At 32.3% G+C, this 18,864-nt stretch carries 20 protein-coding genes and 1 pseudogene; 11 read left to right on the top strand and 10 right to left on the bottom strand.

The window, feature by feature from the left end:
- Positions 1 to 61: 61 nt before the first annotated feature.
- The 8 genes and pseudogenes from FJOH_RS13535 to FJOH_RS13510 all read right to left on the bottom strand — a co-directional run bounded on the left by FJOH_RS13535 (position 62) and on the right by FJOH_RS13510 (position 6,597).
- Positions 62 to 856: a hypothetical protein gene (locus FJOH_RS13535; RefSeq protein WP_012024676.1), complete on the bottom strand. Its 795-nt coding sequence runs from the start codon at positions 854 to 856 to the stop codon at positions 62 to 64.
- A gap of 10 nt (positions 857 to 866) precedes the next feature.
- Positions 867 to 1,013, bottom strand: coding sequence for a M15 family metallopeptidase (locus tag FJOH_RS26545; RefSeq protein WP_081432670.1), 147 nt, complete (start codon positions 1,011 to 1,013; stop codon positions 867 to 869).
- A gap of 132 nt (positions 1,014 to 1,145) precedes the next feature.
- Positions 1,146 to 1,997, bottom strand: coding sequence for a hypothetical protein (locus FJOH_RS13530; protein ID WP_012024675.1), 852 nt, complete (start codon positions 1,995 to 1,997; stop codon positions 1,146 to 1,148).
- On the bottom strand, positions 1,994 to 4,363 hold the full coding sequence (locus FJOH_RS13525) for a glycoside hydrolase family 19 protein (RefSeq protein ID WP_012024674.1): 2,370 nt from the start codon (positions 4,361 to 4,363) through the stop codon (positions 1,994 to 1,996). The genes FJOH_RS13530 and FJOH_RS13525 overlap by 4 nt, the downstream gene beginning before the upstream one ends.
- A gap of 8 nt (positions 4,364 to 4,371) precedes the next feature.
- Positions 4,372 to 4,857, bottom strand: a complete 486-nt coding sequence (locus tag FJOH_RS13520) for a DUF4280 domain-containing protein (RefSeq protein ID WP_012024673.1) — start codon at positions 4,855 to 4,857, stop codon at positions 4,372 to 4,374.
- A 24-nt stretch (positions 4,858 to 4,881) separates the two neighbouring features.
- Positions 4,882 to 5,058 carry a hypothetical protein gene (locus tag FJOH_RS26980; protein WP_159436650.1) on the bottom strand — a complete coding sequence of 59 codons (177 nt, stop codon included), beginning with the start codon at positions 5,056 to 5,058 and terminating at the stop codon, positions 4,882 to 4,884.
- Positions 5,059 to 5,374: 316 nt separating this feature from the next.
- Positions 5,375 to 5,787, bottom strand: a pseudogene (locus tag FJOH_RS13515) (helix-turn-helix domain-containing protein).
- Between the two features lie 159 nt (positions 5,788 to 5,946).
- Entirely contained in the window at positions 5,947 to 6,597 is a 651-nt protein-coding gene (locus tag FJOH_RS13510) for an NUDIX hydrolase (RefSeq protein ID WP_012024671.1), read from the bottom strand.
- Positions 6,598 to 6,604: 7 nt separating this feature from the next.
- On the opposite strand from FJOH_RS13510, the gene pyrE reads away from it, so the two are divergent.
- Complete coding sequence (gene pyrE / locus FJOH_RS13505) at positions 6,605 to 7,249, top strand: orotate phosphoribosyltransferase (protein ID WP_012024670.1); 645 nt, start codon at positions 6,605 to 6,607, stop codon at positions 7,247 to 7,249.
- 175 nt (positions 7,250 to 7,424) lie between these two features.
- Entirely contained in the window at positions 7,425 to 7,817 is a 393-nt protein-coding gene (locus tag FJOH_RS13500) for a hypothetical protein (RefSeq protein ID WP_012024669.1), read from the top strand.
- 339 nt (positions 7,818 to 8,156) lie between these two features.
- Here the strand turns inward: FJOH_RS13500 and FJOH_RS13495 are convergent, their stop codons facing one another.
- A complete protein-coding gene (locus tag FJOH_RS13495; RefSeq protein ID WP_012024668.1) occupies positions 8,157 to 8,885 on the bottom strand; it encodes a biotin--[acetyl-CoA-carboxylase] ligase in 729 nt (242 codons plus the stop codon).
- A gap of 92 nt (positions 8,886 to 8,977) precedes the next feature.
- On the opposite strand from FJOH_RS13495, the gene rsfS reads away from it, so the two are divergent.
- From rsfS to FJOH_RS13455, 8 genes are all read left to right on the top strand, one after another.
- A complete protein-coding gene (rsfS, locus tag FJOH_RS13490) occupies positions 8,978 to 9,349 on the top strand; it encodes a ribosome silencing factor (protein ID WP_012024667.1) in 372 nt (123 codons plus the stop codon).
- A gap of 16 nt (positions 9,350 to 9,365) precedes the next feature.
- Positions 9,366 to 11,291, top strand: coding sequence for an ATP-dependent zinc metalloprotease FtsH (gene ftsH, locus FJOH_RS13485; protein ID WP_012024666.1), 1,926 nt, complete (start codon positions 9,366 to 9,368; stop codon positions 11,289 to 11,291).
- 116 nt (positions 11,292 to 11,407) lie between these two features.
- On the top strand, positions 11,408 to 12,013 hold the full coding sequence (locus FJOH_RS13480) for a hypothetical protein (RefSeq protein ID WP_012024665.1): 606 nt from the start codon (positions 11,408 to 11,410) through the stop codon (positions 12,011 to 12,013).
- 1 nt (position 12,014) lies between these two features.
- Positions 12,015 to 12,905 (top strand): phosphatidate cytidylyltransferase, encoded by an 891-nt coding sequence (locus tag FJOH_RS13475; RefSeq protein ID WP_012024664.1) that lies wholly within the window; start codon positions 12,015 to 12,017, stop codon positions 12,903 to 12,905.
- On the top strand, positions 12,895 to 13,548 hold the full coding sequence (locus FJOH_RS13470; RefSeq protein WP_012024663.1) for a phosphatidylserine decarboxylase family protein: 654 nt from the start codon (positions 12,895 to 12,897) through the stop codon (positions 13,546 to 13,548). Before FJOH_RS13475 ends, FJOH_RS13470 begins: the two co-directional genes overlap by 11 nt.
- Positions 13,549 to 13,818 carry an acyl-CoA-binding protein gene (locus FJOH_RS13465; RefSeq protein WP_012024662.1) on the top strand — a complete coding sequence of 90 codons (270 nt, stop codon included), beginning with the start codon at positions 13,549 to 13,551 and terminating at the stop codon, positions 13,816 to 13,818.
- A 9-nt stretch (positions 13,819 to 13,827) separates the two neighbouring features.
- Entirely contained in the window at positions 13,828 to 14,610 is a 783-nt protein-coding gene (locus FJOH_RS13460; RefSeq protein ID WP_012024661.1) for a superoxide dismutase, read from the top strand.
- 14 nt (positions 14,611 to 14,624) lie between these two features.
- Positions 14,625 to 14,954 (top strand): hypothetical protein, encoded by a 330-nt coding sequence (locus tag FJOH_RS13455; RefSeq protein WP_012024660.1) that lies wholly within the window; start codon positions 14,625 to 14,627, stop codon positions 14,952 to 14,954.
- Here the strand turns inward: FJOH_RS13455 and FJOH_RS13450 are convergent.
- On the bottom strand, positions 14,943 to 16,817 hold the full coding sequence (locus FJOH_RS13450) for an alpha-amylase family glycosyl hydrolase (RefSeq protein WP_044047723.1): 1,875 nt from the start codon (positions 16,815 to 16,817) through the stop codon (positions 14,943 to 14,945). The genes FJOH_RS13455 and FJOH_RS13450 overlap by 12 nt on opposite strands.
- A gap of 353 nt (positions 16,818 to 17,170) precedes the next feature.
- Here FJOH_RS13450 and FJOH_RS13445 point away from each other — a divergent pair, with 353 nt between their 5' ends.
- Complete coding sequence (locus FJOH_RS13445) at positions 17,171 to 18,850, top strand: OstA-like protein (protein WP_044047722.1); 1,680 nt, start codon at positions 17,171 to 17,173, stop codon at positions 18,848 to 18,850.
- The last annotated feature ends 14 nt before the right edge of the window (positions 18,851 to 18,864 follow it).

Raw genomic sequence — 18,864 nt, 5'->3', positions numbered from 1 at the left:
CTATTCTTCATAATAAAAAATAAAGGTAAGTACTCTGATTTCTTTTTTAGAAGATCCTTTTTTATTCTTTCTTTAAAATGTAAGTACTATTTTTTCCATTATTAAAGCTAATATCAATATATGGACATACCCATTTATAGCACCCATTGTTAAAAGTAATTATTCCAAAATTTTTAGTTTTTTTCAACGCCCAACTATTTGTATTATTTAAATCTTTTTCAAATGTTAATCTTAATGTGTCATTTTTTTCAACTACAGAGAGGTTATACAATTGATATAACTGAAATCCTTTAGCGGAATAAATTAAAGAATCTTTATTTATGGTAATGGAAATATCATGTAAGTCTCGCCAATCATCACTATCCTCATTCATGGTAAATAAATATGTTCCATACCACTTTTGATTTAAAAAATTCTTATCTTTTTTGTTTTTTGATTTAATAAAATAGCTTTTATATTCGTAAAAAAGAGCTGTAAACTTATTTCTGTTAGAATTGTTTAATATTACTGTATCCTTTTTTATTATTTTGGGAGTTGAATTCATATAAATAGGCTCTTGGTAATGATTTGTAATATGCCTTACATATAATATTTTTTTATTAAATCTAAATATGTATTTTGAATTGCCCATTTCTCCAAAAGTTTCTATATTCATTATAGAATCGCAACTGTATAATTTTTTAAATAGTTTAGCTTCTGTTCCCTCAGATGATTCTCCATATATAGCTGTATCTTTAATTAATAGTAGAGAATCTTTCTTCACCATAGTGCTTTTGTATTGATATTCTTCTTTGTGTTTACAAGAACACAACACTATCAATACAATTAAAAAAATTAAATTTTCTATTTTTTTCATAAATTTTTAATTACAAAGGAATCTTAGTATAATCATTGTGAATTTCAAGCAATTCTCTTAAATCTTGAGTTGTTTTTCCAAATGTCATTTCAAAGTGAGGTTTATCAATAAAACTTTTCCAATCTCCACCCCATGCTAACGCGAGAATCTCGCTCATGAACACAATCTAAATTATTAATTTAATATTTTTCAGAAATCTATTCAAAACTAATTATTACAAGCGTGACGCTCACACTAGATGAGAAAATGATCAGCCTGCCAGCGCTAAGGTAGCGGAGGAAGTTTTTAATTAATATATTTTTATTAGTTTTCCCATATCATAGACTTCCGTTTTACTAAATGGATCTCCTTCATCATAAATCCATTCACCATTTCTTAAGCCATTTATATATTCACCATGAAGCCAAACAGATTTGTTGTATTGGAGAATGTATTTCTTCTCATCCCAAACACCATGCTTAAGGTGATTTTTTATTTTCCCTTCCAATATATACTGATATTCATATGTAGAATCTTGTCCGTCTTTTGTATAAATAATTTCTTCTTGTCCCCATTTTGGAATATCAATTTGTGAATTTTCAAAATATTCTAAAAAATTATTCTGTTCTATAATATACTTTTCGATTGTTTTTTTTGAATTGCCAACTTTATTAATAGTTATTATATTGTTCGTAATTTTAGAATAACAATTATAGTTTACTTCTGATTTTAAATTTTCATAAACTACTAAACAATTGTTGGGATAATTTTCTTTATTCAGTATTAAAAGTATTGATATATATTGAGCATCTTCAAAAAGTATTTTAACAACATAAGAATTAATTTTTATACTATTTATAACAAATACTTTATAATGATAAATTTTAAACAATGAATCAATATTTGACATAAATGAATCTGCCATTTCAGGTCTTTCAACTTCTCTGTTTATAGCATAATAATATTTGTCTATCATGTCCTTTTTTTCTCTTCCTGCTATTTCTTTTCCTATTTTTTTTAAATCAATGTCAGTTATTAAAGTATCTGTAACAGATTTACTTTTTATTTCTTTAGTAATTTCATTTTTCTTACTATTGTCTCTTTTACAAGAAATTATCAAATATCCCAAAAAACAGATTGTTATAATTTTAAAAAATCTCATTTTATTTTTTTTAAATTAGGTTCAAAAGATTGTATGTGTAAGTGATGATGGTGATCTTCATAATGTATTGAATGATGTAATAGCTTTTTATTATACTTCCATGAAAGCATATTTTTCCATCCATATTTAAATAATGCATCATTAAATTCATTTTGTCTTTTTTCATCCATCCCTTTCCATCCACACGGATCTCCTAATTCAGATTCTAAAGACAAATGGACATTCTTTCCTGATTTATCTTTTCTTAAGTATCTAAGATCTCCATTCATACCATTTTTATGAGATTTACTATTGCCAATAGAGCGACCTAAGTGATCACTAAATCCATTGAAGATAAAATCTGTAAAACTACAATCCAACATTGCTCCTATAAATGAAGCAACAGTAACATCATTCATATAAAACCTATCTGTCCCTGGGTTCATTTTTAAAGTAAATTTAATATTACCTCGATGATAGTTATTTAGATTTCTAATATCAAACAAATAAATGTTAGAGCTTCCTAATCTATCTTTATACTGACCTCCATAATTGTCACTTATTTTTTTTAATTCATATTTTCCAATTTCATGTACAGTAGCCGAACTATCGTGATAATAGTAAGATGCATTCTCTCTTTTTTCATTTTGTACTTTATATTTTAAAATACCAGTATAAAAAATATGATATTCAACATCAGCATCAGATAATATTTCAACTGTTGTTTTTTTACATTGATCAGTTTTAAGAACATACTTTATTTTATTTAGAATATTTTCACGTTGCTTCACGTCGGAAGTAGAACCATGAACTAGATTCGTTGTTTTCGTAAAATCTTCAAGATCTGCAATGGTATTTATATCTTTTTCTGAACCATCTTTCAAAAGAACTCCTTGCTGCCAATACCACCCAGCTGAACGTACCAATAGATTCAAATCATTTAATAATAAGTCAGGATTAGTTGTTAAATTTATACCACAATATTCCCCAAATCTTCGATAACCTTTTTTTCTAGTTATTTGTATTAATCCTCGTCCTCTAAACTTATATCCATCTCCACTATTTTCATTACCATTCTCTCCAATATCTCTATAAACATAATTACCTAACTTTTCAGGGGCATCAAAAAAAGCAGTCGCTTGGGAATACAACAATGGATGACTGCCTTTAGACCAAAAATTGTGTAATGCTTTTTCCGTTTTATAATTTAGATTTTCATCAATTCTAGTAAAGTCTCCCGTCTCTCTTGTTATTTGAGCAAGAAAAAATGCTTTTCTAGTACAAGTATTTATTTTAAATTCTTTTAAGGTTGAATTCAATGCATTAATAAACTCTTGTAACGTTGTATTAGAAAGCCCATTTTCCCCTTTATTAAACAAATTTGTAGAATTAGGAAACATTAAATTAAATTGATGCAAAGTAATATCTTTAAGACAATTGGGACAGATATGTTTTTCTTGATTCTTATTCCAAATAGAATCCCCAACATCAACCATCATCAGACTATTAATCTTTTCCCAGACAGGATTTTTAGAGATCTCATTTTTCACAACAATTTTCTGCTCATGATAATCCTGAACTTTTTTGTCTGACAGGGCTATCTTTTTGGTTTCTTTTTTAGACGGTCCTTTTTGTTCTGCCGGAGTTTGTTTTTTTGCTTCTGGTTCTTTTTTATAATCAGGGTTTGGCACATTGGTATTTTTACTGGCAATTCTTTTAGAGACTTTTTCAAAAATTTCTGCTGTTACATAATATTCATGAAATTCTCCTTCGTTTTCATCTCCGGGAGCCAGTTTAGCATTTGCAAGCCATTTATGACTTGGATCCAGATAAAAAGCAACATCGGCCTTGCCGTTTAATACATCGCCTTTCTTAATCTCTATTTTTACATTTGTTGAATTTTGTTTGGCTTTATCGCCGTCGTCTTCCCATAAAGTTACCTTTACAGGCATCAGCTCCATATCAACACAATGTACACGTGCAATAATCCAGTCGCCATAAGCAAATGGTCTGACAGGTTTATTATAATTATTGTCTAATAAATCTACATGCAGTATTTTTCCTTGAGATGCTTTTTGTGTTACAATATCAAGAACTGCTTTTTCGCCATTGACTTCAACGAGCATTCTTATGCTTTTTCTCTTTAAACTTTTTTGAGAAAACATATAACATACTGTTATGCCGGTTTCATTATTTTCAGTAGTTTTTTTCCAGGTTTTACCGTTTAATACCCAGACACTCCATTTTACCTGATCATCTGATATGCTTTCAAAATTTGGTTCGTTGAATTGAGCAGAAGCTAAATTTCCAAAAAGATCTTTAATTGAGTAAAATTCTTTAGTACCAACCACAGGATTGGCTTTTCCAAATATTTTTAGTTTTGCCATAATTCTTCTTATTTTATAAAAAAACAAATATCGTTTTCATCTAAATCATCGGGATTTAACAGCGGATTTATTTGTTTTAATGCATCACGATCTGCTTTCTGTATCTGCTGCATTCCAACTTCGGCTGTCTGTCCGTGTTTAAAAATCTCAATACAGCCCGGTCCGCCTATATTACATGCCGCTTTACTGTCTTCGGTTAAAATTTTCCCCTGATTGCTCAGTGTAATTTTTTCATAGGGATTATCCCATTTTAGTGGCACTGCTACACAAGGAGCATTCCCTCCTGATGTTGGCTGCAAAGTGCATTTGCCAAATGTGCCTTTCTTTAAGGTTTGATTGACGTCTTTTGTTGTGGCAATAAGTTTTTTATCAGCTCCTTTATCATTTGCAAAATGCTTTTTCTGCGATTTTACCAGTAAAATATCTGTGGCTTTTTGATCTTCGCTAAACTTACACTTGCACAAAGCACCGTCTACAACAACATGTTTTTTCATAATGTGTTAGGTTTTATTTTTATACTAAAAAGAGATATTCCATTGTCTATACTGATTTGTGTACAAAACTGAATACTGGTGATTGAGTTCAAGAGGCCGAAACGGCAGTACATAATCCTGGTTTACAAATAAAACTTGTTGTTTCCTTTTTTCTTTGTCTTCGTCTTTTTCCATATCATTAACAGCGGTTATTAATTTCAATTGCAAAGCAATTGTAGATTATAATCTACAATTTAATCAAAGGTTAAATGTAATCTTTTTACTTAATTAAAAATAAAATATATAAATATTTTCTTTCAATTTTTTAAATTTTAACACAAGAAATAGATGCATTTATTATTCTTAAGCATAATCTTAAGTTAATTATCTGCTCTTAACACAATCAAAATCAATACAATAAAAAAGACACGAGCGAGATGCTCGTGCCAGCAAAAAGATAAAACCTAAAAACAACAAAAAAAGCCTAATAAAAACAACTTTTATTAGGCTTTTTTAAATTTAAGAAGGAATAAAAAACTTATTTATCCTTCAATATTTTTTCTAAATACTCCACTTTATTTTTTCAGCTTGAACCAAACGCTCGTAAAGCTTTTTATTTTCTTCATAAGCTTCAATCAATTTATCTAAAGGATTAAAAGTGCAATTATTATTAGTTCCGAAATTAGTCCCGTTACTATTATCATAGAAATTATTGAAATAATTAATTGCTGCTTCGTCTGAAAAGTTTTTCAGTGCTTCAACACTTACTCCTAAGGCTTTTGCAATTTGTTTTAGCTTTTCATCATCAATTTCTTCACTATTTTCCAAAGCAGAAATAGTCTGCTGGCTCGTTCCTAAAGCTTGTGCCAAAGCTTCTTGCTTCATGTCACGAAGTTCACGAATTCGGCTTATTTTTCGCCCTATATGGCTTGGTTTTGTAAATGTGCTCATAATTCAAAGATAATATTAATGGCAATATCAAGTAACTGGTAAAAAACAAAATTAAATTGTATCCTACCATCAAAACGTATTATAATCATTTTTTGCTTACCAAACAAAAGTACGATTTTTAATACACGAAATATTAAATTTCTATTTTAAAATTACTCGTTATTTAGATTCTGGCCCAGATCGATACGCAATAGGCGAAGCAAGCTTTTCCAATGGTTTTTCTTTCTCCTCAAACAACAACTTGATATTTTCATAAGAGTTCGTCAAAGCCTCTTTAATCTGTTCAGGATTTAACCACGCCACTTTTTCGATTCCTTCTTCAATCTGCCCGTGCGGCGTTCCTTCAAAATCAGAAAACATTTCGAACCAATGTGTGATTTTAAGTTTGTATTTTCCGTTACGTTTAAAGATATGATAGGTTTTTTGAAGTTTACTCGTAATACGAAGCTTGTTTACCCCTGTCTCCTCCTCTACCTCACGCATAGCCGTCGCTTCAATGTCTTCCCCTTTTTCGATTCCGCCTTTTGGCAGGTCCCATTTTCCGTTTCTAAAGATAAATAAAACCTCGCCTTTCTTATTATACACAAAGCCTCCGCCCGCTTTATTTACCGGAATTTTGGCCTTAAGGGTTTTCATTATTTCACTTTCGTCGGGATGATATAAAATGGCTTTTTGAATTTTATTTTGAAAAATTTTAACTATAAGCTGTTCGATATCAATACTCTCCAACAAGAACAATTGGAAATCTGTTTCTTTCGAGATTTCATTTGTCAAAAAAAGTGGTTTGTCGTTTACAAAAACTTTATACATTTGTACTATGATTTTTAATAAAGATACTGCCGAAAAAACAGCTGAATTGCTTTTGCAAATAAATGCAATTAAATTGAATCCAGAAAATCCTTTTACATGGGCTTCTGGATGGAAATCTCCTATTTATTGTGATAATAGGTTAATTCTTTCATTTCCCAGCATTAGAAACTACGTTCGCGACGAGTTTGCGAAGAACATCGAAAAACAATTTGGAAAGCCTGATGTCATTGCCGGTGTTGCCACTGGAGCCATTGGAGTTGGGATTTTGGTTGCCGAAAGCCTAGGACTTCCATTCGTATACGTACGTCCGGAACCAAAAAAACACGGAAGACAAAACCAAGTTGAAGGTTTTTTACAAAAAGGACAAAATGTTGTCGTGGTTGAAGATTTAATCAGCACCGGAAAAAGCAGTTTATTAGCTGTAGAAGCTTTAAGAAACGAAGGTGCCAACATTAAAGGAATGGCTGCCGTTTTTACTTATGGTTTTGGCGTTGCCGAAGAAAACTTCAAAGAAGCTAATGTTGATTTATTCACATTAAGCAACTACGAAAATCTATTAGATTTAGCCGTTCAAAAACAATACATCACAGAAGACCAGCAGTCTACATTACAAGAATGGAGCGTAAGCCCATCGACTTGGGGACAGGAATAAGATTTTAGATTTTAGATTGTTGATTGTTGATTGTTGATTTTCTAAAAATCGCTCTGCTCTTTTTGGATTTTGGAGTTTATTTAAAGTTTCAACTTTGCGAATTTTGCGCAATTATACATAACTTAGTAAAAAACCTTGCGCCCTTTGCGGTTAAATAAAAATTAAAAAATATTATATGAACTTAGAAAGTCCAAAAGTTACTGTTCAGAAATCAGCACAGGATTTATTCGATCAATTGACTGATGTTAAGAATTTTGAAAAATTAATGCCGGATAACATTGCAAAATTTGAGGTTACTGGCGAAGACTCTTTTATTTTTGGATTGAAAGGCATGCCGGAAATCAAATTAAAAATGAAAGACAAAACAGCTCCAAACAAAATTGTTCTGGGCGCTGCAAGTGATAAACTTCCGTTTACTTTAACATCAAACATCGACAGCGTTTCTGACTCAGAAAGTGCCGTACAATTGTTTTTCGAAGGCGAATTTAACGCTATGATGGCAATGATGGTTAAAGGTCCAATTGGTAAGTTTATTGAAACTTTAGCAAACAATATGCACAAACTTTAATAATGGTGAATTGTTAATTGTGAATTATAAATTGAAATGTCCGACTATTGTTGGACATTTTTTTTTACCGCAAAGTCCGCAAAGAGTTTTAGTCATAGTTAACAAACAAAGCAGATCTTAGTAAAAAACTCGACAAAAATTAGTGATTTAGATGGTAGAGCTGCTTGCGAAGATTTGCTTCGCCTGTTCGCTATCGCTCGAGTCTCCTTCGTCGAAATGACAAACAGCACGTTTAAATCTCTGTAGAAACCTTAGCATCTTAGAAACTCAAAATCTTAGAATCTTAGAAACTCAGAACCTTAGCACCTTAGAATCTTAGCATCTCAGAACCTTAGCATCTTAATAAAGCATCTGAATCTCTTTAATCTCAAACTCAGCAACCGAATCATCTTCAAGTAAAACCTGCAGTTTCCCTACCGGAGAAACGCCCTGAATAATTCCCATAAAGTTTGTATTCTGGAGATTTTTAAACGGCATTGGAACTCCTTTTTTAAAAAGTGAATTAAAATAATCTTCCCAAAAAGCTGCTGTATTAGTCTGCCATAATTCGATTTTTTCCTTCATTTTTTCAACTATAGAAACAACCAAAGCGTTCTTATCAAAAGTTTTCCCAGAAATTACAGCCAGCGAAGAAGCATTTGGCAGTTCAGTATAATTGGTTTGATTGACATTAAGCCCAATCCCGACAACTGACACGATTCTGCCATCACTTTTTAGAGTATTTTCTATAAGTATGCCACCAATTTTCTTATTGTATGACATAATGTCGTTTGGCCATTTTATACATAAATCAGGAATATTTAAAGATTTTAAAACTTCTAAAACAGATAACGAAACGATAATATTTAAGTTAAAAACCTTTTCATTATCAAAAAGAAAATCCTTTACCAATACACTCATAATTAAGTTTTTACCGGTTTCAGATTTCCAAACAGCGCCCATTTGCCCCTTGCCTTTTGTCTGATTTTCAGCCGTTACCACTGTAAAATTCTCCTGTTCATCCTGACTTGACATTGATTTTAGGAAATCATTTGTAGAATCTATGGCATCGAGTTTGATTAGTTTCATTAAATAATTTAAATATCTTAATTTAATATTTTGTTAAGGTTCAAAAATAATCACAAAATTTGGTAACTTTACAAATTCATATAAAATAATTCATGGCGAAAAAGACTATTAATAATGATGTTCTATTGGCGAACATAATCAAAGGGATTGAGGAAGTAAAAGGAAATGATATTGACATTCTTGACTTAAGAGATATAGACACAGCAGTTTGTGACTATTTTGTCATTTGCAACGGTAGCTCAAACACCCAAGTTAACGCCATTGTAAACTCAATTCAAAAAACAGTATCTAAAGACTTAAAAGATAAACCATGGCACGTAGAAGGAACCGATAATGCAGAATGGGTTCTTATGGATTATGTGCATATTGTGGTACATGTTTTCCAAAAACACATTCGTGAATATTACAATATCGAAAGCCTTTGGGGTGACGCCAAAATAACTACAATCGAAAACAAATACTAAAGAAAAATTTTTCTAAATGGCTAAAGATAATAATCCAAATCCGAGTAAATTTAAAATAAGTCCCTGGTTAATATATACCGCAATACTTTTAGTTTTTTTATTTATAAGTTTTGCTACCGGTGGATCTAACTTAAGCGAACCTGCTCAATTAACTTCTTCTAAATTCAACACTTTATTAGAAAAAGGACAAATTGAAAAAGTTATCGTTTATAATAAAGCTGAAGCTGAGGTATACTTAAATGCTGCCGCACTTAAAGACCCGGCTAATAAAAAAGTTGCAAAAGATATTTTTGACAGAGCTAACAAAGGCCCTCACTATACTTTAGAAATTGGTAACGACCAGATTTTTCAAACTAAACTTGAAAAAGCGGTTAACGAAGGAAAATTAAAAGACTTCAATTTCATCCAGAAAAATAACTGGAGCGATATTTTAATCAGCTTACTTCCTATCATCATCATTATTGGTGTATGGATTTTCATTATGCGTAAAATGTCTGGCGGAGGCGCTGGCGGAGGCGGACAGATTTTCAATATCGGAAAATCGAAAGCTAAACTTTTTGATGAAAAAACAGATATCAAAACTACTTTTAAAGATGTAGCTGGTTTAGAAGGTGCAAAAGAAGAAATTCAGGAAATTGTAGAATTCCTTAAAAACCCTGAAAAATATACAAATCTTGGAGGTAAAATTCCTAAAGGAGCTTTACTTGTAGGACCTCCGGGAACTGGTAAAACCTTATTAGCTAAAGCTGTTGCCGGCGAAGCACAAGTGCCTTTCTTCTCGTTATCAGGTTCTGATTTCGTAGAGATGTTTGTGGGAGTTGGAGCATCACGTGTACGTGATTTGTTTAAACAGGCAAAAGAAAAATCTCCTGCTATTATTTTCATCGACGAGATCGATGCAGTTGGTAGAGCAAGAGGAAAAAGTAATATGTCTGGCGGAAACGACGAAAGAGAAAACACTTTGAACCAGTTACTAACAGAAATGGACGGTTTTGGTACAAACTCTAACGTAATTGTTTTAGCTGCAACAAACAGAGCCGACGTTCTTGACAAAGCTTTAATGCGTGCAGGACGTTTTGACAGACAAATTTTTGTTGACTTACCAGACATTCGCGAAAGAGCTGAAATTTTTAAAGTTCACTTAGCTCCTATTAAAAAAGTTGAAGGTCTTGATCTTGATTTCTTAGCTAAACAAACTCCGGGATTCTCTGGTGCTGATATTGCTAACGTTTGTAACGAAGCTGCACTTATCGCGGCACGTAATAACAAACCTGCTGTAGACAAACAAGATTTTCTTGATGCTGTTGACAGAATTATTGGCGGTCTTGAAAAGAAAAATAAAATCATTACTCCAGAAGAGAAAAGAGCAATTGCAATTCACGAAGCGGGTCACGCAACTGTAAGCTGGATGTTAGAGCACGCTGCACCGCTTATTAAAGTAACAATTGTTCCTCGCGGACAAAGTTTAGGAGCTGCATGGTATTTACCAGAAGAAAGACAAATCGTAAGAACAGACCAAATGCTTGACGAAATGTGTGCAACTATGGGCGGAAGAGCTGCAGAAAAAGTAACTTTTGACAGAATTTCGACTGGAGCATTAAGCGATTTAGAAAAAGTAACGCGTCAGGCTCGTGCTATGGTAACCATTTACGGTTTAAATGATAAAATTGGAAACGTTACTTATTACGATTCAACAGGACAAAGCGAATATAATTTCTCTAAACCTTATTCTGATGAAACAGCAAAAATTATTGATGCTGAAATTTCAGAATTAATTGAAGGCCAATACCAGAGAGCAATTGAAATTCTTGAAGAAAATAAAGATAAATTAAATCAGCTTGCTGATATCTTAATCGAAAAAGAAGTAATCTTTAAAGATGATCTTGAAACAATTTTCGGAAAACGTACCTGGGATAAAAATTTAGAAGAGGTCGTTTCGTAAATTACTCAATAAATATGTAATATTTTTTAAAATCTTAATTCAAAACAGGCTTTTGAATTAAGATTTTTTTATCTTTGAACGTTTTCAATTAACATGTAAAGTATTTCATATAAAAAATGAATTTTTTTAAAAAAATATTTGGTTCCGGCGAATCTGCTTCTGACGAAGAGCACGAAAGTGAATACGCAGGAACTCCTGTCCCGAATAGTCATTTATCTTTAGACGAACAATTCATTTTCAACTTTAAGAAAAATGGCGGTAAATTTTTGTATTGTGAAAACACGCAGGAAGTTGCAGAACAATTCGAAAATATTTTAGAAGAAAACGACTGGTTTGAAAACGAAGTTTTATGCTACGAGTCGGCTCTTTTTCATTTACTCGAAGAAAACAAATTATTTTACATTGCTCCTTCTCATCCAAAATTTTTATTGGCAAGCTGCGAAAATTTAATTGCAGACGAAGGTTCTATTTTGTTTTCATCTAAACAAATCAGACAAAACAAACCAAACGATTTACCGGCAAATATTGTAATTATTGCTACAACAAGCCAGATTCTCCCAATGAAAAGCGATGGCTTAAGCGCCATTAAACGCAAATACGATAGAGATATCCCAACTAATATCACTACAATAAAATATTTCGAAAAAGCAAAAGAAGAAGATTTTACGCAGTACGGAAGTGTTGCCAAAAACCTTTATTTACTGCTCTTAGAAGATCTTTAAGATGAACGAAACGCTTAAGAGAACCATTTCTGGTGCTGTTTATATTGCTCTGTTGTTAACTTCAATCCTGTTTTCTACCGAGAGCTTCATCCTTCTTTTTGGTATTTTTCTAATCATTACTATTTATGAGTTTTCGAATATCGTAAACCTGAATAAAGTCTTCTCGATTTTATTTGGCACTTTACTGTACAGCATTGTAATTCTCATAAGCCATTACAACAAACAAACTGCTGCTTATCTAAACCAGACATTTCAATCGAATATAAGCTTAGAAACCAATATTCAGCAATTAGACCTTGTATTATTAGCAATTACACTTGTAGTATCTATTAAATGCATCATATTCTTATTTTATGATTCAGTTCAAAAAGTAAGCATCTCTTCAAAATACTTATACCTTTTAGGATATATTACACTTCCATTTATTTTTATTGTCAAAATTTCCTTTGGAACCAACGATTATAATCCGAAAATTATTTTAGGACTGTTTGTTCTAATCTGGACAAACGACACTTTTGCTTATTTAGTTGGAAAATCTATGGGAAAACACAAATTATTTGAACGTGTTTCTCCTAAAAAAACGATAGAAGGATTTGTAGGCGGAATGATTTTCGCAGCTTTTGCAGGCTTTTTAATTTCAAAATTTTACATACAGCCTAATCCGGCTTTTAGCAGCAAATCGATCTTAATATGGACCATTATTGCTTTAATCGTGAGTATTTTTGGAACGATTGGCGATTTGATCGAATCAAAATTTAAAAGAATTGCCGGCGTAAAAGACAGCGGCTCAATTATGCCCGGACACGGAGGTATACTAGATCGATTAGATAGTGTTATATTTGTAGCACCAATTATATTTTTATTTTATCAAATTTTATATTATGTTTCATAAAGAAGGAGGCCCGTCTATTTTATTAGGTGTAATTTTCACTGTTGTTGTGGTTTTATTAGCTGACCAGTTTATTGATATCTATTGGCTGCAAAAACTAGTGCAGATTTTTGCTTTAGTAATTTTAATTATCATTCTGCAATTTTTTAGAAATCCTAAAAGAATCGCTGTTAGAAATATCGAGCATGTTCTTGCTCCGGTAGATGGAAAAGTTGTAGTTATTGAAGAAGTTTACGAAGGTGAATATTTTAAAGATAAACGTTTACAGGTTTCTATCTTTATGTCGCCAATCAACGTTCACGTTACACGTTATGCGATGGACGGAATTATAAAATTCAGTAAATATCATCCTGGAAAATTTTTGGTTGCATGGCACCCAAAAGCCAGCGAAGAAAATGAAAGAACGACTGTAGTTATCGAAAACGATACTTTTGGCGCTATTCTTTACAGACAAATTGCAGGAGCCTTGGCACGACGAATTGTAAATTATGCTAAAGAAGGAATGCAGGTTGTACAAGGAACAGATGCAGGATTTATTAAATTTGGATCGAGAGTAGATTTATTTTTACCTTTAGGTACACCAATAAATGTTGTTTTAGGACAAAAAGCAATTGGCGGTAAAACTATTATTGCTACAAAAGCATAAATGGCAGACAAAGATTTAGATAAACGTTTTTCTGAGGCTGTAGAGATTGCAATGAATATGACTCAGGCCTCGCTGCCGCAAGATGTGCAGCTAAGACTTTATGCATTTTACAAACAGGCCACTTTTGGAACTGCTGTTTACAATCAGTCAGAGAATTTTGATTTAAGAAATGCTTTTAAAACTAATGCCTGGATGCAGATTAGTCATTTATCGACAGATGAAGCTAAGGAGAATTACATAGAAATTATCAATTCGCTAACATCAAAATAAATTAATATTATGAAGAAAATCATTGTTCTTTTCAGCATTTTACCTTCATTCATATTATTATTTTCCTGCAATGATAATAACAAACTGACTGAAGTTGTGGAAGTTCCTCTTCCTACAAAGGAAGAAAAAATAGTAATTGGATCACCAAATGATGTAAAAGCAGATCCCGGTTCTTTTGAACTTACCAAACTGCCTTTTGCTTATGACGGACTAAGCCCTGCTTTACGATCTCTTACAATGGAGACGCATTATTCTAAACATTATTTGTCGTATACCAATAATTTTAACAAAGCTATTGTTTCGACTGAGTTTGAAAATATGCCAATTGAGGATATTTTAAAGAAATTAGATTTAAACAATGCAAAACTGCGTCAGAATGCCGGAGGGTATTACAATCATACTCTCTATTTTAATATTCTGACACCAAAAGAGCAGACACCAAAAGATACGCTTTCCGGCTCAATTAATAAAGAATTTGGCTCGTTTAACAACCTTACAACACAGTTTAAAGGACAAGCCGAAAAACAATTTGGTTCTGGCTGGGTTTGGTTAGTGGTTGACAGATACGGAAAACTTCAAATAACAACTACTGAAGATCAGGACAACCCGCTGATGAAAAACGCTTTGATTCCGGGAACGCCAATTTTAGGCATCGACTTATGGGAACATGCTTATTATCTGGATTATCAAAACAGAAAAGGAAGTTATATTGATGCTTTTTACGAACATATAAATTGGGAAAAAGTAAACGAATATTATATCGAAGCCCTCAAAAAGGTTAAGAAAGTATAACGTAAAAGAATAAAATGAATACAATAAAAGAGATCTTAAAAAAATTTTCAGAAAAAAATGACCTTTGGAATCTTACAAAAATTCATGGTATAGAATGCATACAAAACTATCTCAAAGATAATAATAACACAGAATCATCTAATCTCAAATTAGATGATTTTGTGTTTTATAAAAAAAACCAATCTATAATAATTTCACCTGATTCTAATAATGACGATCATTTTATAATTAAGACTACCTATGATTTATCTTTAGAAATAAAAACTTTTCGTTCAGGATATTATTCTCTTGATGTAGACCAGAAAGGAAATATAATTGATGATTGGTTATATTTAGATTTTTAATTCAAAAATAAACGATTCAGAAGGCAGGATTTTTATTCTGGCGCTTCCTTCTCCGTTCTTCACAATTAGTTTTACCGAAGTTGTTTTGTACAATTGATCTGTAAGCTGATATTCTCCATCTTTAAAATTCCATTTTGAAATGACATCGGCAGGAATCTTCAAATCAAACTCGCTTGTTTTTTCTGAAGAGAAATTAGCTGTAACAATTAACTTTTGGTTTTCAGACCAGCGAACATAAGAATAAATTAATTCATCGTAACCAGCCGTATTTTGACGGTTTACTGATTGGATTTCCTGAAAACTTCCCATTAAAGCCGAACTTTTTAGAGAGAAATTCAATAATCGTTTATAAAAATCACGCAAAGCTTTTTCAGAATCAGACAATTGTCCGCCGTCAAATTTACCTTCATTCATCCATTTTTGATGACTTGGTACTCCAATATAATCAAAAATCGAAGTTCTGGAACGCGTTCCAAAACCAGCATTTTCATTTCCGGCCTCTCCTACTTCCTGCCCAAAATACACCATCGTTGGCGAAGTACTTAAAGTTGTCGAAACAACCATTAAAGGTTTTCCTCTTTCTGGCGTTCCGGCAAATTCCGGCGAAGCCAAACGCTGTTCGTCATGATTGTCTAAAAAATGAAGCATATGATGTTCGATATCCTCCATTCCTTTTTGAATATCTGATAATCCGTCAGGAGACGATTTTCCGCGAATGATATCTTTCAATTTGTCGTACGTTTCTACTTTATCATATAAATAATCCATTTTTCCTAAACGAATATAATTGCGATATTCATTAGGATTATAAACTTCTGCCAGTAAAAATGCATCAGGATTTTTCATTTTGACTGCCGAGTTCATGTAACTCCAAAATTCGTACGGAACCATTTCGGCCATATCGTAACGAAAACCATCAACACCTTTTGCGGTCCAGTACAAAGCGATCGATTTAAACTTTTTCCACGAATCCGGAACATCTTTATCCTGCCAAAAAGCAAAATGTTCTTTGTATGATTTTTGATCAAAACCAGCCGGAAGTTCAGGAAAATCTTTGGTTCCGTCAGGGCGAACACCGTAATTTACTTTTACAGTTTCATACCAATCGTTTTGATCCGGTTTTACTTTTCGTGAGCCGTTTCCTGTCCATTTTGCCGGATTTTCATCAAAAACACCATCAACAAGAGCATTTTTTTCTCCATTTAATGGAATATCTCCTTCAGGAATTTCAAAATGTGAATTTGGGATATAATAGAAATTATTATCTCTTTTATATTCAACCGTTATATCATCATCGGCACCAAAATCTTTTACACCTTCAGGATTGTTTTTCCCTTCGTATTTTCTCGCAATATGATTGGGAACAATATCAATAAGCAATTTCAGTCCTGCTTTGTGTGTACGTGCAATTAAATCTTCAAATTCCTGAAGTCGGTTTGCAGGATTTACAGCTAAATCCGGGTTTACATTGTAATAATCTTTTACGGCATAAGGCGAACCTGCACGTCCTTTTACTACTTCGGGATCGTCATTTGAGATTCCGTAAGCTGTATAATCCCGAACCAAAGCGTGATGAGGAACACCAGTGTACCAAATATGAGTTACACCTAAATCTTTAATTTCGTGAAGTGCTTTATCTGTAAAATCATTAAACTTTCCAACTCCGTTTTCCTCAATTGTTCCCCAAGGTTTATTGGTTTTATTTTTATTTCCAAACAAACGGGTAAAAACCTGATAGACTACAACTTTTTGTTCTTTTGAATTTTCCTGTTTTACTTCACTCATTTTTAAATCTTTTGTTTTACAAGCCGAAAACAACATTGTCACAGCTATTCCTGTGGCAACAAATTTACTTTTTATCATATTTTTTAATCTAACTTAACGATATGGAAATGAAAGTTTAATCCAAAACCAATTCTTAAATTTAGTTTATTTTTTAAAACTCAGAATACAGTAAGCCTGATTTGTTTTTTCCTGATTCAGAAATCGTGAACTACAACGTAAGAGTTCAGGGTTTTGTTGATAAATTTTAAGGTGCAGAGAAGCAAAGTTTCAAAAGAACAAAGCTTTTTTAAATATCTTAAAAATGCAAAAAAAATCAATTTCTTCCTTTGAAATTTTACCTCTTTGCGCCTCTAAACCTAAAAATATAAATTAATGCTAATAACAATCTAAGGTTATATCCTTTTTCATAAATTTGACAAAAATTTAATCACTTGAAGAAATTACTCTTTTTTATATTTTGCGTGCTTGTTTTAAGCGTCCAATCTACTTTTGCGCAAGCAGCAAAATCAGCAAAAACTGCTCCGAAACAGATTCATGTAGAACATGCCGATAATTTTGAACGTAACGAACCTTTGGTGCCGGGTGCAGTGCTTTTGAGCGGTAATGTAAAAGTAGATCACGACGGAATCGTTCTGACTTGTAATAAAGCTTATATTTTTGAAGGAGAAAATTATCTAAAAGCTTTTGGAAATGTACAGCTGGTACAGGGTGATACTTTGTTTTTGAACAGTAAATATGCCGAATACAGTGGTAATTTAAAACAGGCTTTTGCTACCGGAGATGCTGTTATGACTTCTCCTGACGCTACTTTGCAGACAGATACCATTCATTTTGACCGTAATATTCAGCAGGCTTATTATAACACAAAAGGAACAATCGTAAACAAAGAAAATACTTTAGTGAGTAAATCTGGAAGATATTTTGCAGCAGAAAAAAAGTTTCAATTCCTGACTGAAGTTACGATTACAAACCCAAAATATGTTATTAAATCAAATCATTTAGATTATTACAGCAATTCTGGACATACTTATTTACTTGGTCCATCGACTATTACAAGTAAAGCCAATTATATTTATACCGAAAGAGGTTTTTATGACACGAAGAAGAATCTCGCCCATTTTTTACGGAAATCGTATATAAAATATGATGACAGGCTTATTGAAGGCGATAGTTTATATTACAATCGAAATACCGAATTTGCTTCGGCAACACGAAATGTAAAAATTACCGATTCTATAAATAAAGGTATCGTAAAAGGACATTATGCCGAAATTTTCAAACTGAAAGATTCGATGTTTGTTACCAAAAGAGCTGTTGCCATTAATTTAGTTGAAAATGACTCGGTTTATATTCACGGAAAAAAACTGATGGTAACCGGAAAAGAAGGCGAACGAATTTTAAGAGCTTTTAATAATGTTCGTTTCTATAAAACGGATATGAGCGGAAAATGCGATTCGATACATTCAAACTCAAAAACGGCATTAACTAAACTAATTGGAAATCCAATTATCTGGAACGGAGAAAGTCAGATTACCGGAGATATAATGCATTTAATAGGCGATAATAATACCAAGAAATTAGACTCTTTAAAAGTCCTCAATAACACTTTTATAATATCGAAGGATACCCTCGGAACAGGTTATAATCAGGTCAAGGGCATCAATTTATTTGGGAAGTTTAAAGAAGGAAAACTCCATGATGTCGACGTTATCAAAAATACCGAAGTCGTCTATTTTATGCGGAACGACGATAATGAACTTATCGGGATTAATAAAAATGTGAGCAGTAAAATCAATTTGATTTTAGAAAATAATCTAATTGAAACTATTACTTTCTTTAATAAAGTTGACGGCGATATTTATCCAGAAACCGATTTGCCTGAAAATGCCCGTAAACTGCGTGGTTTTGTCTGGCGCGGAGATGAAAGAATAAAATCGAAAGATGATATTTTTACAGAAGAAGATAATGAACTGAATGAAAAATTAATAAAAGAAGGCAAAGAACAGGAAGAGAAAAACAAAAATGTTCCGCTGAAAGTAAGGAAAGAAACTTTGAATTACGACAAGAAAAAACCGGCGCCAAAGACAGAAGCAAAAGATAAAAAGAAGTAGTTTATTTTTAGTTT

The organism is Flavobacterium johnsoniae UW101 (genome assembly GCF_000016645.1).
Lineage (GTDB): Bacteria > Bacteroidota > Bacteroidia > Flavobacteriales > Flavobacteriaceae > Flavobacterium > Flavobacterium johnsoniae.
This window is presented reverse-complemented; position numbering and strand designations above follow the sequence as displayed.